The following is a 24100-nucleotide window of genomic DNA, read 5'->3' as shown; positions in this document are numbered from 1 at the left end:
ATCTCCAATTCCGCTTCCCGTAACTTCTGAATGATCTGCTCGACCTGCAAACGCTTCGTGCCCATGATCCCCTCCCTTTTTCAAGTGATGGTCGTCAGTCTACGACTGACGACCGGACTCGTTTAAGGGGGGCAGGTCAGCTGAGGATCGCGAGGAACATATCGCGCGCCTGATCGACTCGGTGGGTGTAACTGGCGACCGCTTTCGAGAGGGACTGGTCGATCGATTCATTGAAGCGGGTCACATCATCGACATCGCGTTCGTCGGCGTCGGGTGCGCTGTCGTGCCAAAGCTGAAGCACGCTGGCGCGTAAGGCGCGGTACTCGCTCATTACCTCCAGCATGTCGAAACCCAGGCTCAGGCGATCGACCGCATGCGCATCGGACGCACCGTCGAGAGCATCGCTCTCGCACGAGTGGTCGCGACCCTTGGATTTCATCGCTCGCTCGACAACCGTTTGGGGCGATTTCATATCCCGCGCGGTGGCTTGCAAGATTTGCCCGGCGTGGTCGCGTAGCGCGAGCTGGTCTAGGTGTTCACCCGCACCTATGCTCCGCGCGAAGATCTCCCACCCGGCCAGAATCGGCTCGACATTCGAGAGGATGAAATCGGCGAGACGCATGGGGAACTCCAAGACGGTGTTTTCTGCGTCGAGCGGGCGCTGCCTCATGGTCAAAAACCTGAGGAGCGTCAAAGTATTGTACAGCGTGCGCCTCCGGCCATACGGTCTATTCTCGGCAAGCGTCGGGATTCAGCCATAAGAGCCCGAATAGAAACCAAACGGGGCGATTTCTTCGTTTTCGCCGGAGTTCCGAATGCCGCCGGTCGAGATGATATTCACTTGCGGTCTGCTCTCGTCGTGCAGCCGGCAAGTCTTCCCGCGCTGCACTTGAGCCGGCGTTGAGCATCTCGAGTTGTAGCCGTCTGTAGCAAGAGCCGAGCCGATAAACGAAACAACCCCCGATATAAATCGAGGGTTGCATCGTTTCATGTCACTCGGTGGTACCAAGCGGCAAAATGGAGGCGGCGGGAATCGAACCCGCGTCCCGTAATGTTTCCACGTTCACATCTACGTGCGTAGTCGAATGCATTTACGCCTTCACCCGGGCTGCCCGCATCGACACGGTCGGTCCCAGGTTAGTAGAGCACGTTTTTTAGTCCCGGGAGTTCTCCACGGTTGGCCTAGGACGATTCGGAATTAATGACTGACTTTCGAACCTCTCCGACGAAGGCTCTCAATCAGTGGCGCTTATTACTAAGCGGCCAAAGCGTAGCTATCTTCAGCAGATAACTGTGTGGACGGCTTTTTACGTGGCCAGCCGACCAACCACGGCACGCCGCAAACGCTTCTAGCCATCCGGTCGATGCCAGTTCGCCCCCGATGCGGAAGAAGCATTCCGCGAAGCCTCATTATACGCCGTCCGGCCCGTTGTCACTAGCGGACTAATGCGATGAACCGATTAGTTGCCAAGCCGTGACGACGATCCCCAACGGGATGCACCAATACGCGAACAGGTGCAGCCGCCCGCCGCGCACCCAGAGCAGCAACCACCGCAAGGCCACGAAGCCGACGAGCATCGAGACCACGGCGCCGATCGCCAAATGCCCGACGTCGAACCCTTCGCCGCCGCTCTTCCACAGTGCGATGAGCTCCAAGAGCACTGCTCCGCCGACCGCGGGAACCGACAGCAGGAACGAAAAGTTCGCCGCGTCTTCGCGCCGCAGCTTGGCGATCGCTAGGCCCGATGCAATGGTCGATCCGCTTCGCGACACGCCCGGCAGCACGGCGACCGCTTGAAAACAACCGATGACGAACGCTTGCACGTAGCTGAGCTGCGTGTAGCGAATCCGATGCGAATCGAGTGCGTCGAGTTCTGTTTTAGGCTTCGCATCGGCTTCGGGCGTTGCCTTATCCGCCGCTGCATGTATCGGCTGTTCCGTGTTGCGCGTTCCCCACAGCAAGATCAAGCCGGTCGCGACCAAGCCGATGCCGCCGGCCAACGGGCTATCGAGCAACGGCCCGCACCATTTCTTCAGCGCGATGCCGAAGATGCCGGCCGGAATCGTACCGACGATCAGCAGCGGTATCACGCGCCGATCGGTCGACAGCAGTTGCAGCAATTGCTTCCGAAACACGACGAGCACGGTCACCAAGGTCCCGGCGTGCAAGACGATCGTGAGCGTGAGCTGCTTGCCGACGAGCTTGTTGCCGGTGATCGCCTCGAACAGCGACGAAGCGATCAGGAGATGCCCGTCGCTGCTGATCGGCAGAAACTCGGTGAGCCCTTGGACGACGGCGAGAATGACGATTCGAAGCAGTTCCATGATCGAACGTCGTGCCGTGATCGAGATCGAAAGCGAGGCCGAGTGCTATCGCAATCCTCCACAGTGAGGGGGCGACGCGCAAGCGGACAAGTATAACCCTGCGGTTCGCGCCCGGTCGTCGCGCGTTGCGGGGTTCATCGCGCCGGCGTCGTTCGGCGCGCGTGCGCATCTCCGAACGTGTGGGTCGTGCCGATCGTAGCGCCCCTTCAATCTCGCGGGCCGTTTTGGCATAATCGATTTTTCTTGCTTGCGCCTTCGTCGCGCGCCGGGATGTTGCCCGCCCAAAACCCGTTCGGAGGAATCGATGTTCAAGTGTTTGAGTCCCGCGCCGCTTGGTCTCACTTCCTCGCTCAACGATCTGATCGAACCGGCGCTCTCCCACGGATTCAAAGGCTTAGAACTCGACATCGTCACGTTTCAAGCGCAAGTGGCGCAGCTCGGTTTGCCCGGCGCGCGGCGTCTGATCGAGAGCGCGCAACTGAAGCTCGGCTACTTCCGGCTGCCGTGGGAGATCGAGTCGCCGGTCGAGATCTATCGGCCGGGCCTCAACACGCTCAAAGAGCAAGCCGCACTCGCCGCCGAACTCGGCTGCAAACGCTGCCTCACGACGCTGGCCCCCGCGAACGACGAACGGCCGCTGCACCAGAACTTTGTCTTCCACCAAGAGCGTTTAAAAGCGACGGCCGAGATTCTCTCAGCGCACGGCATTGAGCTCGGCGTCGGCTTCTGCGCCACGCCCGAGCCGCGCGGCGAGCACCAGTTCGAGTTCATTCGCAACTTCAATTCGTTGCAATTGTTGCTCGGCATGGTGGGGGCGAAGAACGTCGGCGTCGTCGTCGACCTGTTCGAGCTTTGGGCCTGCGGCTCCTCGTGGGACGACGTCGCCGCGAGCCGCGCGAAGGTCACGGCGGTCTTCTTGGCCGACGTCGCCGCCGAAGCCTCGCCGGAAGAAGCTCGGCAGAACGGACGGCTTCTCCCCGCCGAAACCAGCACGATCGACTCCGTCGCACCATTGACCGCACTTGCCGAGTTGCGCTACGATGGCCCGGTCGTGGCGTTGCCGCATGCCGATCGCTTCAAGGGCGTATCGCGCGCGGCGGCGTGTAAGCTTACCGGTGAGAAGCTCGAAGAAGTTTGGAAGTCGGCCGGGTTGACGCCGGTGCGCCGTACGGTCGCGTTGAAGAAATAAGAATCGTCGAGCACTCGTCAGCCGTTGGGCGTTAGCCCCACGGTTCCCCGCGTTGCCGATGGAGCGGAGTCGACGATGTTTCATTTCGATCGCGGGCTCAAGCTGACGAAGGCCGATCTCGCGATCGATTTCAAACGCCGCATGCCGCGGGCCTTCGTTTCGCACGCCCACAACGACCACATGGCGCGGCATCAATACGCGCTCTGCACGCCGACCACATCGAAGCTCTATCAGCATCGGCTCGGCCCGCGCGAGGTGTTGGAGTTGCCGTTTCGCACGCCGGTCGAATGGGGCGGCCTGAAACTCACGACATTTCCCGCCGGCCATTGCCTGGGCTCGGCGATGCTCTTGGCCGAAGACGGCGAGCAGTCGCTCCTATACACCGGCGATTTCAAGCTCCGCGAATCGGCGACGAGCGAGAAGGCCGAGTTGCCGCACGCCGACATTTTGGTGTTGGAGAGCACCTACGGCGAACCGCAATATCGCTTTGAGCCGCGCGCCGATTCCGTCGCGCGTTTGGTCGACGCGGTGCGCGAGGCATGCAACCGAGGCGAGACGCCGATCGTCGAAGCCTATGCGCTCGGCAAGGCTCAAGAAGTGACGCGCTTGCTCACCGACGCGGGCATCGGCGTGCTCCAGCCGAAGCAAGTCTACGAGATCAGCCAGGTGTACGAAGCGTGCGGCATGCCGCTGGGGAATTTCTCGTTGTTTCAAAACTTGCCGCTCGAAGGGCATGCCTTGGTCGTGCCGCCGGGCGCGCATCGCGGTTCCGGCCTGCAAGGGGTTCGTCGGCCGTGCCGCATCACGGTCACCGGCTGGTCGCTCGATCTCGCTTCGCAGCGGCGCTACGGTTTCCATCACGCGATCCCACTTTCGGATCATGCCGATTTCGACGAGCTCGTCGAAGCGGTGCGCCTCGTCGATGCCCGCGAAGTTTATTGCACGCATGGCCCTGAGAGCTTCGTCGATCGGCTGCGCGAGCGGGGCTTCAATGCGTTTCGTCTCGGCAAAGTGCCGGCGACGACGAAGCTGCTGTTTTAAGCAGAGCCTGCGCCTTCGGCTTCGCCACGGCCGCGCTCTTTGCCGGCAGCGCCATCGTTCGGCGATGTTTAGGCGAGGAAAAATCGCTACCTTCGGCACAATTGTTTTATTCGTCATAGTCGACCGGACGATCCTACGACGGGGACGGAGTACCGCGCGCCGCGGGCCGTCGTTCATTCATCGCATGGCAACGTCACGGCTATGACCTTCCGGCTTTCCGACTTCCGTTCGCTGCTGCATCGCTTCGCCGGCGGCGGCTTGCTCGTGGCCGCATTCGCCGGCTGCGTGGAAGAGAAGCAGGCCGAAGTTCGCCGCATGCCGTGGGAGCGAGAAGCGGAAGCGAAGGCCGAGGCCGCAGTAACGCCGACGAAGCCGCTTGAATCCGTTGCTGATTCCACCGCCGAATCGCAAGTCGAACACGCACGCTATGAAACAGAACCCTCGGCCATGCCGAATGCTTGTGCGCCGGACGCCGTGTTAGTGTCCGGCAGTGCAGCCGTCGCTCCTTCGAGTTCGGTGTCGTGGCCGCAATCATCAACGTCGACAGCGTCGAAGCCCGCGCCTCGAGTCGCGCCGATCGTGTCGCAGAGCGGGCCGCATCTCAACGTGCCCACGGCACCGAAAACGACACCGAAAACGACACCGACTCCGGCATCGTCGCCGCAGCGCCATGTCGTCACGCTGGCCGAACTGGGAACAACCGCAGCGGTGCCCGAGCCGCGGGCCGTGGCTTCGGTGCGTGTTTCTTCTGCGCCGGTCGACGTCGAAGCGCTCTTGCGCCAGGCGGAAGAACACAACCGCACCGGCCTGACGGCCGCGACGAAAGGGGCCGTCTTTTCGGCCCGCACGGAGTTCCTCGCCGCGTTGCGATTGGTCGCCGGTGCGCTCGATGCGCAACAGCACACGCAAGATCACACCTCGGCTTTAGGTGCCGGGCTCACGGCGCTCACCGAAGCTGAAGACTTCGCGCCGCAACGGGATCGTCTCGAAGCCGACTTCGACGTCTCGCTTGCCTTGCGCAGCCACACCACGCAAATCATCGCCGAAGCGACCGCGCCGAGCATGTCGCCGGCCGCGGCTTGGGAAGCTTACGCCGATTTTGCTCGCCGGCAGCTTGCGTCGTCGGTCGCCGGCTCTCGCACCGGAAGTGCCGCCCTGCACCGGCTGGGTAAGGTCGCGCTAGTCGCATCGTCGCAAGCGGCGACGAAAGATGCCCGCGGCAAGGCCCGTGTGTTTCTCGAAGCAGCCTTGGCGGTCGACGGCGACAACTTTCCTGCCGCGAATGATCTTGCCGTACAACTTGCCGAGGAAGGCTACTACGATCGGGCCGTCGCAGTGCTTCGCAACGGGCTCAGCCGGTCGCCGCAGCCGGCGATGTGGAACAATCTCGCTGCGATTCACGATCGGCGCCGCGAGCCGCAGTTGGCTCAAGCCGCTCGACTCGAAGCGCGGAACTTGGCGAGCCGCGCGTCGTCGCCGACGAGCGGCATCTTGCCGACGCACAACGTTGCTTGGGTCGACGCCGGTGCGTTCGCCGCCGCCTCGCGTCCGAATATGGAAATGCAAGCCGCTGCCGCTCCCGCACCCACTCCGGCACCGGCCGTGGCTCGCTCGCCCGCGCCGGTCGCAGCCCAGCCGGTGCGTCGCGCGCCGATCTCCACCGCTCTCACGCCGCGTCGCAACGCGATGGTTCAGTGATTCACAACATGCAACGCACCGACTCCGATCGACGAACCACGCCCCGCCTGCCGACACGCGCCCTGCGCATCGCGCTGCCGCTGGTTCTGCTTACGCTCGCCGTGCCCGCCTTCGCCGACTGGTTATCGAATCGCGGGTCGCAAAACAACCCTGCGCGCGCCGTCGCCGGGCAGCCGCACTATCATGGCGATCTCATCATGCGTACCGCGCATGTCGCCGCGGGTCCGCAGTACGAAGCGGTTCCGAACTTTGACCCGAATGTGCCGGCTCCTGTCGTCGAACAGGCTCCCGTCGTTGCCGATCCCGTATTTCAAGCTCCCGTCGGCGGGCCCGTCTATGGTGCTCCGGCGATGTCGCCGCATCCGATTCGGGGCGTCGATAGCGCCGATGGCGTTCCTTGCAATTCGGCTGGCGGCGAGCCCGGCTGGGGTGCCGCACGGCCGCTCGATTGGCAACCCTACGGCCCAGGTGAGTACGTGGGACATGCCCGCACGGCGCATGTTCCGGAGTATCGCTTGCGCGTCGACGACGTGCTCGAGTTCGTCTTTCGTTTGACGCGCGAAGAAACTTCACGACCGTATCAGTTGAACGTCGGCGATGAGATTCGCGTCGAATCGTTTACCGACGCGTCGTTGAATCGCGATTTGCTGATTCAGCCCGACGGCACGATCACGCTGCGCCTGGTCGGACAAGTCAAGGCCACGCGTCAGACGGTGACGCAGCTGCGCGATCGGATCGAGCAACTCTATACGAAGTATTACAAGATTCCGGCCGTCACGGTCACGCCGCTCCGCGTGAACACGAAGCTCGAAGACTTACGAGCGACGGTCGACGCGCGGGCCGGCGTCGGCGGGCAAACTCGCCAAGCACGGGTGACGCCCGAAGGAACCATCGCGCTGCCGGCGATCGGCAACGTGCCGGTACAAGGCCTGTCGCTCACGGAGTTGAAGCGCGAGCTCGATGAGCGCTATGCCGCGCAAGTCGAAGGAATCGAAGTCACGCCGGTGCTGCTCACGCGCGCGCCGCGGCATGTCTATGTGCTCGGCGAAGTGAAGACGCCCGGCCGCTATCTCCTCGATGGTCCTACGACCGTGATGCAGTCGTTGGCGTTGGCCGGCGGCTGGAACGTGGGAGCGAATACGCGGCAGGTCGTCGTGTTTCGACGCGGCGACGACTGGCGCCTGTTGGCGACGATGCTCGATCTACGCGGCGCACTCTATGGCAAGACTCCCGCTCCGAGCGACGAGCTCTGGGTCAACGATTCCGACGTGATCGTGGTCCCGAAGTCGCCGATTCTCGTCGCCGACGACTTCATCAACCTCGTCTTCACGCGCGGACTGTACGGCGTCGCGCCGTATAACGTCGGCACGACGTTCTCGTTCTTCAACCAGTTGCCGAGCAACTAGCGACCGCGAGCACACGCGGACTTAGAGCTTGAACGGATCGTCGGGCGTGAGCCCCATCTCTTCGAGGAACGCATCCTCGGGATCGATGTTCGACTTCTCATTCAAGAGCGGGCTCGGGTTCTTATCGCGACCGCTCGGCATCGGGTTCGCCACCGGTGTGATGACCAACTGATGGCACATCGGGCAACGCCCCTTCTTCCCCGCGCGATCGTCGGGCACGGCCAGTCGATGTCCTAGCGGGCAGTAAAAGTGAATGGTCATAGTCGCTGCTTCCGCAAACCAACGGTGTTGCTATATGCAAACGGAGACGCAAGCTGCCGCACGGCGCGAACGTCTTCTACCAGTTTCCGTAACCGGCGCAGCTCCGTCAAGATGCGGTCGCCTAGACCCGTTCGGCGACGATTATTCGTCGGCGTAGACCCGGGTTCCTTCTTCTTTCGTCACGGGGGTCTTCATATCGTCCGACGTCAATTGCACATGGCAACGGTGATCGCCGGCCGCCACGCATTGCACGCGAACACGGAACGTCGTCTCTTGTTTCGGGGCCAGTTTCGCGAGAGGCTGAAACGTCACTTGCCGAGCCGCGATGTTAAAACGGGCCGGGCCGTCGGCGTCGAGCGCCTTCATCCCTTCGGGCAGCGCGATCGTGAGCTGCACGTTCGTCGCTTCCTTCGAGCCCTGGTTGGCAACGACGATTTCATACGTCGTGTCGCCGCCGACTTCGATCGGGTCGGCCGTGTCGACGACTTGGAAATTGATCGACGCCGCTCCCTCGATCATGATCGCTTCTTCTTGCTTCGCCGAGACGCCGCGCGCCGCCGTCGTTTCGGCCCGGAGCAATTGCTGGCCCGGCTCGATAGGGAGCGCGGTGACCGAAACGCTTCCCTTCTCCTTCGCCGGAAGTTCTTCGAGCAGCCAGCGCACGCTATGCGTCGCGGCGTCGTATTCGCCGTGGTTGTCGGCATCGACGAATTGCATGCCCTTCGGCAAGAAGGTCGCCAGTTCGACTTCCTTCGCCGCGGCGGTGCCGGGATTGGCGAGCGAAACGGTGTACGTCGCCTGGCGATCCAAGTAGCGGCGCTTCGGCCCTTCGATCGACAACGTCAAAGCCGGTGCGACGATCTCGATCGGCGTCTTCGTTTCGCTACGGAGCGTGCCGTCTCCTTCGCCTTGGATGATGTTGACGACGGAGCCTTGTTTCACGGCGCGAAGCGTCAGCTCCAGCTCGCGCGATTCGTTCGGTTGCAGATTGCCGACTTCGTATTCGAGCTCGCCGCCGGCCGTATGCTCCATCCCTGCCGGTACGACTTCGGTGAGAAAGATTCCGGTGGCGATGCCGGTGCCGGGGTTCGAGACCCGAATGCGGACGGGTACGTCGTCGCCGGCTAACACGGTGCGGGGCATCTGCACTTCGACGACCAGTTCCGGCTTCGTGCATAACGTGCGCACGCTCGCCGCCGCCGCAAAGCGGACGGTCGCCACGCTGCCGATCTCTCCCTCGGTCGTCGGGAGCAATTCCATTTGTACTTTCGCTTCGTCCCCCGGCTTCATCGCGCCGAGCAACCAAATGAGCTCGCCCGCCGGCCCGCGCGCTGCGGTCGGGTTCGACGACTTCAACTGAGTTCCTTGCGGCACGAGATCACGAATCTCGACGTCGCCGGCCGTCGCGCCGCCGACGTTGCGGACGACGATCTCGAACAGGGCCGGCTTCCCGACTTGGATCTCTTGCGGAGCGATTTTTTCGATCGTGAGCGTCGGGCTCTGCGTTCCTTCGAGAGCTTTCTCGCCAGGCCGACCGGTGCCGCCGACGCCGCTGGATGTCGTTGTTGAAGAGCCGACCGATGATGCAGGGTTGACCGGCGGTGTCGCTGCGGCCATCGTCGATGAACTTGCCGCAACCGGCAGTGGCGCGCGATCCGGAATCGTCGAGGCCGAGCCGGCGGGGCTGAATGGTGCCGGAGCGGCAGCAGTAACCGAAGTCGGAGCCGAAGCGGCGGTAGTCGACGCAGTAGAAGTCGGCACAGTAGAAGTCGACGCGGCGGCGATCGGTGCGCGGGGCAGCGCGTTCGCCGGAGGAGTCGTATAAGTAGGAACCGTGGGGGCGTACGGTGAAGCGGCGGCGGGCGAACTCGTCGTCGTACCGTAACGGGAATCGCTCGCCGGGGCCGCGGCGGACGTTTGCGGTTTCGCGACCGTCGGCATCGGAGTGCTAGGGGGCATCGCAGCGCGCGGCGGCAACGGCGGCGCCGGGGTCGGCATAGCGCCCACCGGTGGAACATTGTTGGCGAACGGCTCGGCCGGCTCGTTGCGCGATTCGGCAATCGGTTCTTCCGCCGCGGCTTGGCGAACAGCGTAACCTTCGTAGCGGTTGCCGACGCGGATCGGGCCGCTCACGGCAGAACTGCTCGAAGGGGTGCCGCCGGCCGTCGTGTCCGACGATGCGGTCGTGCCGAAGCGAATGCGGTTGCCGGTCTTCGTGTTCGGATCGGTCGTGGCCGTGGCTTCCGCGGCGCGATCTTGCGCGGGTGCGGCGACGAATGGCTTAGGCGTGTCGGCTTCCGACTTACGCATGACGGCCGCCAGGGTGGCGGCGGCGATGACGGCGACCGTCGTAACGGCCAACGCACGGTAGACGCGGCGATTCCGCATGACTTAAGCTCCGGAAATTATGTGCGCAGATTCTGCGCGCAAGTAATAAGGGGGGCTTAAGTACCAAAACCCCGCTCGTGGGCAAAGATCAGTTGCCGCCGCCCGTGGCTTGCGGGCCGGGATCGTCGTGGCCGTAGCGACCTTGAAACTCGCCGGTCGGATACTTCTCGGCGTTGCGAAGCATCTTCCGCGCGACGGAGTCTGCCAAGTCGAGATCGAGAGCGTTCGCCAAGGCGAGCGCATAACAGACGACGTCGGCCAGTTCTTCCCCGACGGCCTGCCGCTTGCCGGCATCCACGGCAACGGCCGCCGATTGCTCGGCCGTGAGCCATTGAAAATGCTCCATCAACTCGGCGGCTTCGATCGCCACGGACATCGCCAAGTTCTTCGGAGTATGAAACTGGCTCCATTGGCGCTCGTCGACGAAGCGGCGAACGAGGGCTCGCAGCTCGGCAACCGTGGTCGATGCGTCGTCCATATAAGATCGATCCTGCTCCGATGTGCCTGCCGCTAGGCGGCGCGCGGGGCGACGTCGTCGAAGCCCGGCAGCGTGAGTTGCACCGGTGGATCGCGACGTCGGAAGTAGCGCTTGCGATACACTTCGGACAAATGCACCATGACTTCGAGCACCAACAAATCGGCGCGGGTCATTACATGCCGCGCGCTGCGCGTGCCGAGCCCTTTGACCATCTCTTCGAGCACGTTGACATGCAGCTGCATCGTCTCGGGAGCCGAGATTTCCGCGTCGGCCATGAGCTCGGCCATGCGGCTCATGTCGTCTCCCAAGTTGCCTGAGCCCATGATGACGTAGGCCCGCATCAGCTCGTGGTAATGGCGCACGAGCGGCTCGGGAAGGTCGAGCAGCTTCGGTGCATGCGCGACGTCGTCGATATCGGTTTCTTCGGTGTTCGACGTCGATTTTTCCGGGACGTTCGTCGCTTCGACGACCGCTTCGAGGTCGCGAATCAGCGAGCGCTGTTCGTCGAGCATGCGCTGCGTTTCGTGATGTTCTTGCTGTAGGCGATGTTGTTCGGTTTGCGCCAGGCGGCGATTTTCGCGGATCAAGCGATGCCGCTCGATCGCTCGTGCGACGATCCAGATCAGCGAGCGCGTGGTGGTCGTGTTGACGCAGACGTAAGCATCGGCCCCGGCTTCGAAGGCGAGCGGAAGAACCTCTTGCTCGCTTTGCGCACCGAGCAAGATCAGCGGCTCTTCGGAACCTCCGCCGCGTAGGGCTTCGGCGAGGTCGAGGCCGTCGAGCTGGCCCGGCTCGTGCGTAGCGAGGACGGCATCGAACGCTTCATCGCGGAGGCGCGCGAGGCCGTTTGCCATGCCGAGCGCTTCTTCGATCGACGTATGCACGGCACTATCGTGGGCGAACGCCTCGGTGAGCCAAGCGCCGGTCCGGTGCGTGCCGGTGATGAATAGGAGCCGCAAGTGCGACGGCAGCGTGCCGAGCGGCACGGCGGAGATGTTCGGTCGCGGCGTTTTCAGGGTCAGGGGCATGACGGGCGAGTGCGTGACAAGCGGGCGAAACGGGGCGGCAGCGATTCGATATCCGGCTCGGGGCGGTACTGTAGCGAGCCGGGGGAGAGGGGTCAACGTCGAGCCCCGCGGCAGCGCGAGGCGCTCCAGTCGTGCTAGCTGTTGCGACGTTGCTCTTGTGACGCGCTCGCCGGCATCTAGAATACAGCACTTTCATACAGCCGTTTTCGGCGCGCACTGGAACCGGTGCCGCATCGCCCCCGACCGCGCGAGGATTCTCGAAACGTGAAGATTGCGTACTTAGATTGCTTGAGCGGAATCAGCGGCGACATGACTCTCGGGGCGCTCGTCGATGCCGGAGTGGAACTCGGCGCGATCCAAGCGGCGATCGATTCGCTGAAGCTGCCGACGTGCAAGCTCGTCGCCACGGAGGTCAAGCGCAAAGGGTTTCGAGCGACGAAGATCAACGTCGAGCATGAGCCGGAACATGCGCATCGGCATCTGCATCACATCACCGACATGATCGACGCCTCACAGCTTTCGCCGCGGCAGAAAGATCTGGCGAAACGGATCTTCACGAAGCTCGGTGAGTCGGAAGCGAAGGTCCACGGCACGACGATCCGCAAAGTGCATTTCCACGAAGTCGGCGCGGTCGACTCGATCGCCGATATTTGCGGCGCGGCCGTCGGGTGGGATTTGCTCGGCGTCGATCGTATCTATTGTTCCCCCGTGCCGACCGGACGCGGCTTCATCAATATCGAGCACGGTCGTTGCAGCATTCCGGCACCTGCCACGGCCGAGCTGCTGCAAGGAATTCCGATCGCCGAGTCGAACGTCGACGGCGAGCTCACGACCCCGACCGGGGCCGCGATCTTGGCAACCTTGGTCGACGCGTTCGGGCCGTTGCCGGGAATGAAAATTGCGCGGATCGGTTACGGATCGGGCGACAAAGACTTCGCCTCGCATCCGAACATCTTGCGGCTGTTCGTGGGAGAGAGCGTTGAAGTCGCCGCGAGCGATCAGGTGTGGGTCGTCGAAACGAACCTCGACGATATCAGCGGCGAAGTGATCGGCTACTGCACGACGAAGCTCTGGGAAAAGGGAGCGCTCGACGTCTATACGACCGCGATCCAGATGAAGAAGAACCGGCCCGGCACGACGTTGACCGTGCTCTGCCACGCGGCCGACTTAGAGAAGATCGAAAAGACGATCTTCAAAGAGACCGGCACGCTCGGCGTGCGGCGTTGGCCGGCGAGCAGACACAAGCTGGAGCGGAAGCCGCATAGCGTCGAAACGCCGTGGGGCGCGGTGGAAGGGAAGCTCGGCTGGATCGCGGGCCAAGAGCCTAATTTCTCGCCTGAGTTCGAGGCCTGCCGGAAGATCGCCGAGGCCCACGGAGTGGCGCTGCGCGAGGTATTCGAAACGGCCCAGCGCGCGTTCGATGCCGCGAAGCAAGCTCCGCCTGCGGCAGTTCCCGCGGCGCCACCGGCGGCGAACGGGCCTTCGACGAGTTAGCAGAAACCACTCGCAGGCCAACGGACGGCCTGCGATCTTACGAGAGCGAACAAGGATGTTATTCGCGATGGAATTCGACCCGAGTTCGTTTCTGAAACTATTGTTGGTCGGCGCCGTGACGACGACGCTGCTGGTGCGGTTGCACATTGCGCGGCGCAAGCAGCAGCTACGCGAGGCGCAGCCCGTCGGCGAAGGAAGCCGCGTCCGCGATGCTTACGCGCCGCCGGAGACGCTCCGTTGGCAAACCGAGATCCACGACTTCACGCGCGACGTGCAAGCTCGGCTCGACAATAAGATCGCGATGCTGCAGCAGTTGCTGTCGGCGGCCGATGAGCGAATTGCCCGGCTGGAAGCGATGGAGACACGCAGGTTGCAAGGTGCCCCGCGCATGGTCCCGGGGGAAACCGTCGATGAAACGGCTCGCTATGCCGCGGTGTTTGCGATGGCGAACGCCGGAAACGGCCCGACGACAATCGCCGACCGGCTCGGGATGCCGCTCGGCGAGATCGAGATGATGCTCAGCTTACGCCGACGCATACCGGATCGGCTGTCGGCATAGTCGTTGAATCTGCGGCGTGCCGTTACGTGCCGCGCTTCGCGTATTTCGCGATCGTCGTTTCGATTGCCTCGCTGCCTGTGACGGGGGCTTGGCAAGTGAAGTTCTCGCAGACGAAGAGGGTCGGCTGATTGCGTTGCGGTTTCTTCCCTTCGAGCACCGCTGCGAGATGCTTCGATGCCCCTTTGCCCGGCACCGCCGCGATGACTTTGTTCGGCCAGAAGGGGCCGTTCACTTGCTTTAAGAGGGCATCGCGTCCGGCGGGGTCGTCGGCCGCGACGACGATTTCTTGCGTCGGGCCAAGCCAGAGATCGAGCGCCAGCAACGATTGGCCGACCGCCGTCGGGGCTCGCTCGAACAGTTCGGCGATGGTGGCAAAGGTTCGCTCGGCCGCGACGAGATACGTGGCGTTGCCGGTCAGCTTGCCGAGGCGGACCAGCACGGTGAGGGCCATGCCGGTCCCGCTCGGTACGGCATTGTCGTAGACGTCTTTGTTGCGGGCGATCAGCTTTTCGTGGTCGTCGGCCGTGTAGTAGAAGCCGCCGCGCTCGACGTCGGAGAAGTGGGCGAGCATCGTGTCGCAGAGCTTCGTCGCCTCGTCGATCCACCGACCGTCGAAGTCGGCTTCGTACAGCGACGTAAGGGCTTGCGCGAGGCAAGCGTAGTCGTCGAGGTAGCCGTCGAACTTCGCTTGCCCATGCCGGTAGCTATGCAGTAGTCGACCATCGGGCCGGCGCAGCTTCGTCGTGAGGAAGTCGGCGGCGCGCTGCGCCGCGGCAAGGTAGCGGGGCTCGCCGAGCACGCGGGCCGCCGTCGCCATGGCGTCGATCATCAGGCCGTTCCACGACGTCAACACTTTGTCGTCGAGTCCGGGCGGAATACGCTTCGTGCGTACCGCGAGCAGCTTCGCGCGGGCGGCGGAGAGCTCGGTCCGGAGTTCGTCGACGTTGCGATTGAGCCGCTTCGCATGCGCGGCGAGCGACGTCGACAGGTTCAAGATGCTTCGGCCGGGATGCACCTCGGGCTCGAAGTTGCCGCGCGTCGTGATGTCGTAAATCTCGCAGAAGGTCTTGGCTTGATCGGCTCCGAGAATCGAGGTGACTTCCGCAACCGTCCAGACGTAGAACTTCCCTTCTTCGCCTTCGCTGTCGGCGTCTTGCGTGCTGGAGAAAGCCCCTTCGGGGGTCGTCATCTCGCGTAGGATGTAGTCGAGCGTTTCGCGCAGCGTGCGGGCATAGTCTTCGCGGCCGGTCGCTTGATATGTTTCCGTGTAGGCAACGGCCAAGAGGGCGTTGTCGTAGAGCATCTTCTCGAAATGCGGGACGAGCCAGCGCGCGTCGACGCTATAGCGATGAAAGCCGCCGGCGAGTTGGTCGTAGATACCGCCGCCGGCCATCTTGTCGAGCGTGAAGGTCGCCATGTCGAGCGCCTCGCGCTTGCCGGTTCGCTTCCAAAGCCGGAGCAATACGCGGAGGTCCATCGGGTGCGGAAACTTCGGCGCGCCGCCGAAGCCCCCTTCGGCCGGATCGAAAAGTTTCGTCAACGACGCCTCGACCGCCGTGAACATCGCGGGGGAAAGCTTCGGAGAATTCTTGCCGTCGGAACCCGCGGAACCGACGACCTTCAAGTGGTCGGTCAGTTGCTCGGCTTGATCGAAGAGCGCCGGCCGGCGATTCTTCCAAGCATCGAGCACCGCGGCCATCACTTGCTCGAAGCCGGGCATTCCCGCGCGCGACTTCGGCGGCCAGTAGGTGCCGCCGTAAAACGGGCGCAGGTCGGGAGTGAGAAACACCGACATCGGCCAGCCGCCGCGACCGGTGAGCGATTGCACGGCGTTCATGTAGATCTGGTCGACGTCGGGCCGCTCTTCGCGATCGACTTTGACGCAGATGAAACCGTCGTTCATCTGCTTCGCGATCTCGGCATTCTCGAAGCTCTCATGCTCCATCACATGACACCAGTGGCATGCGCTGTAGCCGACCGAAAGAAAGATCGGACGATCGAGCTTCTTCGCCGCCTCGAACGCTTCCGCGCCCCACGGATACCAATCGACCGGATTGTTCTTATGTTGAAGGAGGTACGGACTCGTTTCCTTCGCAAGTCGATTGGGCATGTTCAAGTTCCGTGCTGAGAGTAAATGTTGCGAAGGAGACGGGGCGTGCGTTAGCGATACTGCTGGTCGGGCGTTGGGAATCGGCCGTCGCCGACTTCGTCGCGATACGCCGTCACCGCGGTTTGAATCTGCGCGCGGAGGTCGGCGTATTGCTTGACGAACTTCGGCGTGTACCCGGAGGTGAGGCCGAGCATGTCGGGCGTGACGAGGACTTGGCCGTCGCAGTCGCCGCCGGCTCCGATGCCGATCGTAGGCACACGGAGGCTCTTCGTGATCTCGGCGGCGAGATCGGCCGGAATGCATTCGAGGAGGACGCAGAACGCGCCGGCCTGCTCGGCCTCGGCCGCTTCGCGCAGCAAGCGTTCGCGATCGCGCTGCACTTTATAACCCCCGAGCAGATGGACGTTCTGCGGACGAAGCCCGCAGTGGGCGACGACCGGAATGCCGGCCGAGGTGAGTCCGGCGATGATCTCGGCTTGGTCGGCCCCCCCCTCGAGCTTGACGGCTTGGCAACGGGTTTCCTTGAGGATCCGACCGGCGTTCTCCACCGCTTTGTAGCGGCCCAGGTGGTTGGTCGGAAACGGCATATCGACGATAACCAGGGCCCGTCGGACGGCGCGGCCGACCATTTCGGCGTGATAGATGATTTCGTCGAGCGTCACCGGCAGGGTCGTGTCGTGCCCTTGGACGACCATCGACATGCTGTCGCCGACGAGAATGGCGTCGATGCCCGACTCGTCGAGGAGCCGCGCCATGGGGTAGTCGTAGGCGGTGAGCATCGAGATTTTACGTCCCGACCCTTTCATTGCGATAAATTTAGGGACGGTCAAACGGGGTTCGGCGGCAGCGGTCATGGGAAAGAGCCTAATTGCGGAATCAACGTCGGGCGGCGGTTTATTCGGGCAGTTGCGCTAGTGCCGTTATTGTGGGCCTCGGCAGGCCGGCGGGCAACCGCCGAGGGGGCGGCCAGCGATGAAAATAGTGGCGATAAGTCGGCGGCTACGCTATGTTGAAAGCCGACGCCCGCTTCGTCTTTGCGTGTCTGCGCCGCGATCCATCGCCCGGATCGGCAGCGCCGGTTTCGGCACGCCGCGATACGAAGCAACCCCATCCGTCCCTTCATTCGATTCATTGCTTTGGAGAAACGCCCCATGCTTTGCCGTGTCGTCGGTGTCGTCGCGCTCGGACTTTTGCTGTCGGTCTCGCAATCGTCGCTGGCCCAGGCTCCTCAGGGGACGATCATGAAGGTCGACGGCAAGGTCGCACAAGTGACCTCGCAAGGCCTGATGGTCAACGGCAACGACGGCAAGTCGTACGGCTTGATGTTCGATCAGAAATCGAAGGTCTCCGTGCTGGGGAGCGCGGCTCCCGAGTTTCTCGCACCGAAGATGTTCGTGCAACTCGATACCGTATTGGACGACAAGGGCATGCCGACCAAGGAAATCGACAAACTGCAGATCGTCCAGCAATCGGAAATCAACGCACCGGGAGTTTTTTCGACAGCCGGGCCTGATGCGAAGCCGGGGGCTGCCGGCGATTATTTCGTTCGCGGTTCGGTGAAGACGTACAAGGACGGCGTGCTCACCGTCATGGCAGGGCCGAAGCCGATGACGTTTAAGGTCAGTGCCGCGGTCTCGATTCCCGTGACGATCTCCGATTGGGGCTTGGCGAGCGTCGGCGATGCGGTCTCGGGCGACGGTCAGAGCTTCCCGGTGCAAGGAACCGTGACGCCGGTCTACGGCGAGCGGATCGAAATTAAAGCGGTCATGCCGATCTCGAAGAAGAAGAAGGGGCGCACGAAGTAACCCGCGCTCCCGCGAAAGCCATTCCAAAAAGCACAGGCCAGCCGAGCGCTGGCCTGTGCTTTTTTTATGCGCGAACGGATTTGCTTAAGAGCCGATCACGGCACCATCGCACCGGAGAAATCGGCCTTCGGCAGCGCCTTGGTCGGCTGCTTGTGCGGAGACTTGTCGTACAGCTGAATCGCGACTGGCATCCAACCGTTAAGATCGGAGATGCGCGTCTCATGGCTCGGGTGCGTCGAAAGAAACTCCGGCGGAGAGCCGCCGCCGACGTGCTTCATACGCTCCCAGAATTTCATGCTTTCGCGCGGGTCGTAGCCGGCCGTCGCCATGAGCAGCAAGCCGAGGTGATCGGCTTCCGATTCATGTTTGCGACTATAGCGCAAGATGCCGAACTTCGCGCCGGCGTTGAGCGCCTGCATGATCCGCATGCGATCTTCGGGCGACATATCGGCCGCCGCGCCGCCGGCGCTCATCAAGCCGATTTGCACCATCTGCTGCTGCGCCATCCGCTCGGCTCCGTGATGCGCGAGCGCGTGCGAGATTTCGTGCCCGAGCACGGTCGCGAGTCCGGCGTCGGTCTCGGCGATCGGCAAGATGCCCGTATACACGACGATCTTTCCGCCGGGCAAGCAGAAGGCGTTCTGCTGGTCGCTCTCGACGACTTCGACGCGCCACTCCATCGGCTGCTGTTTCAATTGCGCGCTGCTGAGGAATCCACCGTCTTCGGCGGCATGCTGCAAGTTCACGGCGATCGTGCGAATGGCATCGACGAGCGGGCCGCGCGTGAGCCGCTTCTCTTGGGCCAGCACTTCTTGAAAGGCTTGCAGCCCGAGGGCCTTCTCTTGTTCCGGATTCAACGCCACGACCTGATTCCTCCCGAACGGCCCTTCTTGGCAATTGCTGATCGCCATGATGCCGATCATCGCCAGGCCCATCAGAATCGGCACGAAGCGGAGCCCGAACGGGGAGCGACGACGCGTGGGATCGGTGTTTCCGAAGGGAGACGACATGGTGGAGGTTCCTTTATCTCGAGCTCAAGTTGCTTGATCTGGTCGATGGAAGAGAAGCGTGGGATGGTCGATGCAAACGATGTGCCTTCAGGTCGTCGTTTTCTGCGCGGGTCATGGCTTCCGGCAAACCGCGATCCAGCCGTTGGCCCGGAGCCTGCCGAACAGCCAAGGGTGCGGCAGGGCATGGCGCTTGGCCGTGTCGAGCGGAATCAGTTCGACGATCTCGAAGCCCGGCTCGCGCAGGTCGCGCTCGAACTCCGGCTTGGTGAAGAGATGGAGAAACATTTCGCGAATGCCGCGATAAGGAAAATACTTATCGCCCGGTTCGTTCGTGCCGCGCCAGCGTTCCCAGGTGAGGTTCTTGAGCAACCAGCGGCGTCCTTGCGACTCGCGCAAATTATGCCATCGATTGTGAACGTGGACGATAAAAATTCCGCCCGGTTTCAAACTGCGATAAACATGCGCGAGCGCCTGCGCTCGCGATGCGCGGCCGCGGATCATGCCGAGCGTGCTGAAGAGGCACGCCGCATAATCGACCGAGGCATCGGCGAGGCAACCGAGTTCGATGAGATTGGCGACGACCAATTCGATCGATAAACTCTCGCGCGTCGCCTTCTCGGCGACCAGCCGAAGGAATCGCGGCGAGAGATCCACACCGACCGCCTGAAACCCACGCCGCGCAAACGGCAGCAACGCGCGACCGGTGCCGCAGCCGAGATCGACGAACGTGCCGGGCTTCGTGAAATGCCGCAGCAACACGCTCTCATCGAAATCGAATAGCGTATTTTCGGCGAATTCTTCGTCGTAGTTGCCCGCAACTTGCGGACGGTGCGCATATTCCCAAACTCCGCGCGAAATGCCGACCGGGAGACGCCACGACGGAGGGGGCGCCGAGGAATCGTCGGTCTCAGCGGCGTCTGCGGCGTTGCGATCGGCGACGGTGCGCTCGGCCACGGCTTGGGGGTCGTCCGGCGGGTTGAAGAGGCGTCAGGCCGTCAGTATAATCCCGTGCTTCGCAAGCGCCCATCAGATCGCTGGTTCCAGACTTCCAACTTCCGGGCTTCCTAGACGCTGAACTCCTGAACGGAGCCGCGACGTGCCGATGCACGTCGAACGTTTCTAGCTCGCGGCATCGCACGAATGCGATCGTCGCGAGACTTGCCTTGGTTTCACTTCGTTAAGGAGATTGCTTCGTGGCTATTCGTGTCGCCATTAATGGTTTCGGTCGGATCGGTCGCCTCGTGTTTCGCGCCATCTGCGACCAAGGTTTGCTCGGCAAGGGAATCGACGTCGTCGCGGTGAACGACCTCGTGCCGGCCGACAACCTCGCCTACCTCGTGAAGTACGATTCGACGCAAGGCAAGTTCAAGGGCGATGTGTTCAGCGAGAAGTCGAGCCCGAGCGTGGCGGAAGACGACATCTTGAGCGTCGACGGCCATAAGATTAAATGCTTGGCGGTGAAAGAAGGCCCGGCCGCGATGCCGTGGAAAGATTTGAAGATCGACCTCGTGTTGGAATCGACCGGCCTCTTCACGGAAGCCGCGAAGGCCAAGGGACACATCGACGCCGGCGCGAAGAAGGTCTTGATCTCGGCGCCTGCCAAGGGCGAAGACCTGACGATGGTTCTCGGCGTGAACTGCGATAAGTACGACGCCGCGAAGCACACGATCGTCTCCAATGCGAGCTGCACGACAAACTGTCTTGCGCCGATCGTGCATGTGTTGCTGAAGGAAGGTTTCGGCGTCGAAGAAGGCCTGATGACGACGATCCACAGCTACACGGCCACGCAAAAGACCGTCGACGGCCCGTCGAAGAAGGATTGGAAAGGTGGCCGCTCGGCTGCGATCAACATCATCCCGTCGACGACCGGCGCTGCGAAGGCCGTCGGTCTTGCGATTCCGGAAGTGCAAGGGAAGCTGTCGGGCATGTCGTTCCGCGTGCCGACGCCGACCGTGAGCGTCGTCGATCTCACCGTGAAAACCGTGAAGGCGACGTCGTATAAGGAAATCTGCGCGGCGATGAAGAAGGCTTCGGAAACCTATCTCAAGGGGATCTTGGCCTACACGAGCGACGAAGTCTGCTCGACCGACTTCATCCATGACGCCCACTCGAGCATCTTTGACGCCGGCAGCGGCATGGAACTCAATAGCAAGTTCTTCAAGCTCGTCAGCTGGTACGACAACGAATGGGGCTACTCGAACCGCTGCGTCGACGCGATCAAGATGATGATCAAGCAATAACGCTCGATCGCATGAGATGACAAAACGAAACGGGGCTCGCCATGATCGGCGGGCCCCGTTTTTTTGTTTGCGTAGCGTTTAGTTACCCGGAGCGACGAGCATCGGGCCGAAGCTGGGGTCCGGCACCGGTCGCAGCGGAGCGTCCGTCGTCGGGATCAGCACTTCGGCGCGTGGCGCGTTGATCGCCGGCTTCGGTGCGCCCCAGTGGAGCGTTGCCGGTTGCACGGCGCCGGCCTCTTTGTTCGTGCTGCCGCCGGCGATCGTCGGCGGAGCAGCGTTCGCGCGGGTCGCCGTTTGCAATGGCGGCGCGAGCGGGTTCTTCCAAGCCGCGGAACTTCCCGTGCCGAGGTCGACGACGAGATCCTTCTCGGCCTGGAGGCGTCGGCCGTCGTCGGTATGGAAGCGAATGAAAAGCTTGAGCCTCGCGTGAGCCGGCGGAGTCTCGGGCCATGGTAGTTCGAAGTGCAAGCCGCCGCTGCCGCCGGTGGCGAGCGGGCGAACCAGCGCTCCGGCATCGCTCGCGGTGAAGTCCCAACGTGCGAAGCGGCCGGCGTCTCCTTCCGCAGCCGGATCGATGACGACGAGCGAGACGCTCCCCGGCGTCGGCACGACTTCGCCCCGCGCGTTGCGCGGCTCGATGACGACGAGAATGCCGTCGTCGCCGGGCTTGCCGTCGGAATTCCAGCCGCCGGTTCGCCGATTCAGAGAAATCGTTTTCACGCTGAGGTCCGCAGGGAGCGGCGTGGGAAGCAGGTCACCTTGTTCGTCGCCGGCGATCGCGCTATTGCCGAGAGCGCCGGGCGAGACGAACTTCGGCGACGACATTTCCTTCATCACCGGTTCGCGGCGCGCAAGTGCGCCGTCGTGCGTGCCGCCGTGTTGCGCACCGCCCGGCTTGAACGGAGGTGCCGCACCGGGGGTCGCGCCAGGAGTCGGAATTCCTTCGGGCTTCGTCGGGTCGGGAGGCGAGATGATCGGAGCGCCGCGGAACGGCGGCGCAGGGCCGGCGCCGGTCGACGGAAGTTGAACTGCCGGAGGGGCCGTGTCGCCGGTCGGCGGCAAGAGCACGGACGGAGCCGCAGTCGAGCCGGTGCCGGAAGAGGAACCGGGCTGGACCGTAGAAGGGCCGTTGAGCGGAGGGGCGAACGTCGAGCCTGAAGAGCCGCCGCTGCCGAATAAGCCACCGAGCGTGGGCTTGCCGCCCGGAGGAAGCGTGTCGGGGTCGATGCCGCGCGAGCGACACAACTCGCGCTGCGCGTCTTCGAGCGCGCCTTCGAGTTGATAGATACGATCTTCTTGCAGGCGCAGTTCGCGCTCCAGCAGCTCACGGTTCGCCGCCTGATTGTGGCGACAACCGAGAACGCTTGTGAGCGCGACGATGATGAGGAGCGCCTGACGCCGGAAATCCATTTCGGCCCGTCGATGTATGCGTGCGAAGCTTCGGCACCGCGAATCCGTCGCGGAGAGGGGCGAATAGTCGCGATTTTACGCCGCCGCGTCAATGCCGACGGTGGGAAAGCCGCAAGGCCTGTGATTCGTTTGCTAGCAACGACAACGCTCGACGGGCCGCAGGGGCAACCTCGTCGAGCGTTATGGAAGCGGCGAAAGATCACGGCCGGGCCGGCCGGCGAAACCCTCGGCAAGATTAAGTAGGCGCGGTCTGCGGAGTCGTCACCGGGCGGTCCATGCGATCGATCACCTTATCGACCAAGTTGTAATCGCGGGCCTCTTCGGCCGACATGAAGTTGTCGCGCTCGGTATCCGCTTGGATCTTCTCCAACGGATGGCCGGTGTGCCGGAGCAAGATCGTGTTGAGCTTCTGCTTGATCTTCCGGAATTCCTTGACGTGGATCAGGATCTCTTCGGCGGTCCCTTCCATGCCGGCAAGCGGCTGGTGGATCATGATCCGCGAGTTGGGCAACGCATGGCGCTTGCCGGCGGCGCCGGCGGTGAGCAATACGGCCCCCATCGATGCACACTGGCCGATGCAGTAGGTCGCCACGTCGCAGGTGACGAATTGCATCGTGTCGTAGATCGCGAGGCCGGCGGTGACGCTGCCCCCCGGCGAGTTGATGTAGAGATGGATGTCGGCTTTCGGGTCGTCCGATTGCAAGAACAGCAATTGCGCGACGATCGCATTGGCGACTTCATCGTTGACCTGCGTGCCGAGGAAGACGATGCGGTCTTTCAGCAGCCGGCTGTAGATGTCCATCGCCCGCTCTTCGCGGCCGCTCTTCTCGATGACGTACGGAATCAGAGGCATCGGTCGGGTACTCCTAGAGCTTTCGGCAGACTCGGTGTTTTCATGAGCAGTAACTAGCGGCTACGATTCTTTAGGAGGGTTAGTCCTTGTCGTCCGCGTCCGGGTCGACCGGCGGCTTCAGCAACACTTCATCCACGAGACCGTAATCTTTCGACTCTTGGGCCGTGAGGTAATAATCGCGATCGACGTCTTTGGCGATCCGTTCGACCGGCTGGCCCGTGTGGAACGCGAGAACTTTGTTGAGTTCTTCGCGCGTCTTCATGATTTCGTTGGCCTGGATTTCGATATCGGTGACTTGCCCACCGACTTGTCCGGCAGGTTGATGGATCATCACCTTCGAGTGCGGCAAGGCGAATCGCTTCCCCTTGGCACCGCCGGCGAGAATGACCGCGCCCCCCGAGGCGGCGAGGCCCACGCAATACGTCGCGACGGGACAGGTGAGGATCTGCATCGTGTCGTACATCGCCATCGTGGCCGTCACGCTGCCGCCGGGCGAGTTGATGTAGAAGTGAATGTCTTTGCGGCGATTTTCGCTCTGCAAATACAACAGCTTCATCACGATCTCGTTGGCGTTGCCGTCGTAGATCTCTCCTTGCAGGAAGATGATCCGATTTTCGAGCAACAAATCGCCCAACGTGAGTTGGCGCTGACGCTGATAGCCGCCGTTGGCCTGAGGGTCGACCGGGGATGAGGCAAAGCCGTTACGCATGAGAAGTCCTTTTTCCGTCGTCTCGCCAAAACCGAAGCTGAAAATCTACAGAAGCAAAAAACCGAACTTGAAATCCAACCGTCCGAGAAATCACCA

21 protein-coding genes and 1 other RNA gene are annotated in these 24100 nt (G+C 62.7%); 8 read left to right on the top strand and 14 right to left on the bottom strand.

Going from position 1 to position 24100, the window contains the following annotated elements; all coding sequences use genetic code 11:
• Window positions 1–136: 136 nt before the first annotated feature.
• The 3 genes from K8U03_23510 to K8U03_23500 form a co-directional block, all read right to left on the bottom strand.
• Window positions 137–670, bottom strand: coding sequence for an RsbRD N-terminal domain-containing protein (locus K8U03_23510; GenBank protein MCE9607864.1), 534 nt, complete (start codon window positions 668–670; stop codon window positions 137–139).
• Between the two features lie 345 nt (window positions 671–1015).
• Window positions 1016–1380: a transfer-messenger RNA gene (gene ssrA, locus K8U03_23505) on the bottom strand.
• Between the two features lie 63 nt (window positions 1381–1443).
• Complete coding sequence (locus K8U03_23500; GenBank protein MCE9607863.1) at window positions 1444–2328, bottom strand: undecaprenyl-diphosphate phosphatase; 885 nt, start codon at window positions 2326–2328, stop codon at window positions 1444–1446.
• A 301-nt stretch (window positions 2329–2629) separates the two neighbouring features.
• Here K8U03_23500 and K8U03_23495 point away from each other — a divergent pair, with 301 nt between their 5' ends.
• The 4 genes from K8U03_23495 to K8U03_23480 all read left to right on the top strand — a co-directional run bounded on the left by K8U03_23495 (window position 2630) and on the right by K8U03_23480 (window position 7659).
• Window positions 2630–3514 (top strand): TIM barrel protein, encoded by an 885-nt coding sequence (locus K8U03_23495; protein MCE9607862.1) that lies wholly within the window; start codon window positions 2630–2632, stop codon window positions 3512–3514.
• 75 nt (window positions 3515–3589) lie between these two features.
• Window positions 3590–4555 carry an MBL fold metallo-hydrolase gene (locus tag K8U03_23490; GenBank protein ID MCE9607861.1) on the top strand — a complete coding sequence of 322 codons (966 nt, stop codon included), beginning with the start codon at window positions 3590–3592 and terminating at the stop codon, window positions 4553–4555.
• A gap of 201 nt (window positions 4556–4756) precedes the next feature.
• The gene (locus K8U03_23485) at window positions 4757–6253 is read left to right on the top strand and encodes a hypothetical protein (GenBank protein ID MCE9607860.1); all 1497 of its coding nucleotides are present in this window, start codon (window positions 4757–4759) and stop codon (window positions 6251–6253) included.
• A 197-nt stretch (window positions 6254–6450) separates the two neighbouring features.
• Window positions 6451–7659 carry a polysaccharide biosynthesis/export family protein gene (locus K8U03_23480; GenBank protein ID MCE9607859.1) on the top strand — a complete coding sequence of 403 codons (1209 nt, stop codon included), beginning with the start codon at window positions 6451–6453 and terminating at the stop codon, window positions 7657–7659.
• A 21-nt stretch (window positions 7660–7680) separates the two neighbouring features.
• On the opposite strand, the gene K8U03_23475 is transcribed toward K8U03_23480, so the two are convergent.
• The 4 genes from K8U03_23475 to K8U03_23460 all read right to left on the bottom strand — a co-directional run bounded on the left by K8U03_23475 (window position 7681) and on the right by K8U03_23460 (window position 11814).
• Window positions 7681–7920: a hypothetical protein gene (locus K8U03_23475; protein MCE9607858.1), complete on the bottom strand. Its 240-nt coding sequence runs from the start codon at window positions 7918–7920 to the stop codon at window positions 7681–7683.
• A gap of 141 nt (window positions 7921–8061) precedes the next feature.
• Window positions 8062–10308, bottom strand: a complete 2247-nt coding sequence (locus tag K8U03_23470; protein ID MCE9607857.1) for a DUF11 domain-containing protein — start codon at window positions 10306–10308, stop codon at window positions 8062–8064.
• Between the two features lie 88 nt (window positions 10309–10396).
• Window positions 10397–10786: a nucleotide pyrophosphohydrolase gene (locus K8U03_23465; protein MCE9607856.1), complete on the bottom strand. Its 390-nt coding sequence runs from the start codon at window positions 10784–10786 to the stop codon at window positions 10397–10399.
• A gap of 32 nt (window positions 10787–10818) precedes the next feature.
• The gene (locus K8U03_23460; protein ID MCE9607855.1) at window positions 10819–11814 is read right to left on the bottom strand and encodes a hypothetical protein; all 996 of its coding nucleotides are present in this window, start codon (window positions 11812–11814) and stop codon (window positions 10819–10821) included.
• 264 nt (window positions 11815–12078) lie between these two features.
• On the opposite strand from K8U03_23460, the gene larC reads away from it, so the two are divergent.
• Window positions 12079–13308, top strand: coding sequence for a nickel pincer cofactor biosynthesis protein LarC (gene larC / locus K8U03_23455; protein ID MCE9607854.1), 1230 nt, complete (start codon window positions 12079–12081; stop codon window positions 13306–13308).
• 67 nt (window positions 13309–13375) lie between these two features.
• Complete coding sequence (locus tag K8U03_23450) at window positions 13376–13867, top strand: hypothetical protein (GenBank protein ID MCE9607853.1); 492 nt, start codon at window positions 13376–13378, stop codon at window positions 13865–13867.
• Window positions 13868–13889: 22 nt separating this feature from the next.
• Here the strand turns inward: K8U03_23450 and K8U03_23445 are convergent, their stop codons facing one another.
• Complete coding sequence (locus K8U03_23445) at window positions 13890–15977, bottom strand: thioredoxin domain-containing protein (protein MCE9607852.1); 2088 nt, start codon at window positions 15975–15977, stop codon at window positions 13890–13892.
• A 50-nt stretch (window positions 15978–16027) separates the two neighbouring features.
• Window positions 16028–16831 (bottom strand): 3-methyl-2-oxobutanoate hydroxymethyltransferase, encoded by an 804-nt coding sequence (gene panB / locus K8U03_23440; protein MCE9607851.1) that lies wholly within the window; start codon window positions 16829–16831, stop codon window positions 16028–16030.
• A 297-nt stretch (window positions 16832–17128) separates the two neighbouring features.
• Here panB and K8U03_23435 point away from each other — a divergent pair, with 297 nt between their 5' ends.
• Window positions 17129–17782, top strand: coding sequence for a hypothetical protein (locus K8U03_23435; protein ID MCE9607850.1), 654 nt, complete (start codon window positions 17129–17131; stop codon window positions 17780–17782).
• Between the two features lie 95 nt (window positions 17783–17877).
• Here K8U03_23435 and K8U03_23430 read toward each other — a convergent pair whose 3' ends face one another.
• Window positions 17878–18792 (bottom strand): M48 family metallopeptidase, encoded by a 915-nt coding sequence (locus K8U03_23430; protein MCE9607849.1) that lies wholly within the window; start codon window positions 18790–18792, stop codon window positions 17878–17880.
• Window positions 18793–18903: 111 nt separating this feature from the next.
• Window positions 18904–19746 (bottom strand): methyltransferase domain-containing protein, encoded by an 843-nt coding sequence (locus K8U03_23425; GenBank protein MCE9607848.1) that lies wholly within the window; start codon window positions 19744–19746, stop codon window positions 18904–18906.
• 239 nt (window positions 19747–19985) lie between these two features.
• Here K8U03_23425 and gap point away from each other — a divergent pair, with 239 nt between their 5' ends.
• Entirely contained in the window at window positions 19986–21032 is a 1047-nt protein-coding gene (gene gap, locus K8U03_23420) for a type I glyceraldehyde-3-phosphate dehydrogenase (GenBank protein MCE9607847.1), read from the top strand.
• 78 nt (window positions 21033–21110) lie between these two features.
• On the opposite strand, the gene K8U03_23415 is transcribed toward gap, so the two are convergent.
• The 3 genes from K8U03_23415 to K8U03_23405 form a co-directional block, all read right to left on the bottom strand.
• Window positions 21111–22442, bottom strand: a complete 1332-nt coding sequence (locus tag K8U03_23415) for a hypothetical protein (protein MCE9607846.1) — start codon at window positions 22440–22442, stop codon at window positions 21111–21113.
• A 235-nt stretch (window positions 22443–22677) separates the two neighbouring features.
• Entirely contained in the window at window positions 22678–23295 is a 618-nt protein-coding gene (locus tag K8U03_23410) for an ATP-dependent Clp protease proteolytic subunit (GenBank protein ID MCE9607845.1), read from the bottom strand.
• A 79-nt stretch (window positions 23296–23374) separates the two neighbouring features.
• Window positions 23375–24004 (bottom strand): ATP-dependent Clp protease proteolytic subunit, encoded by a 630-nt coding sequence (locus K8U03_23405; protein ID MCE9607844.1) that lies wholly within the window; start codon window positions 24002–24004, stop codon window positions 23375–23377.
• Window positions 24005–24100: the final 96 nt, after the last annotated feature.

Source organism: Planctomycetia bacterium (assembly GCA_021413845.1).
Taxonomy (GTDB): domain Bacteria; phylum Planctomycetota; class Planctomycetia; order Pirellulales; family PNKZ01; genus PNKZ01.
Note: the sequence above shows the minus strand (reverse complement) of the source record. Positions and strands in the feature narration are given on the sequence as shown.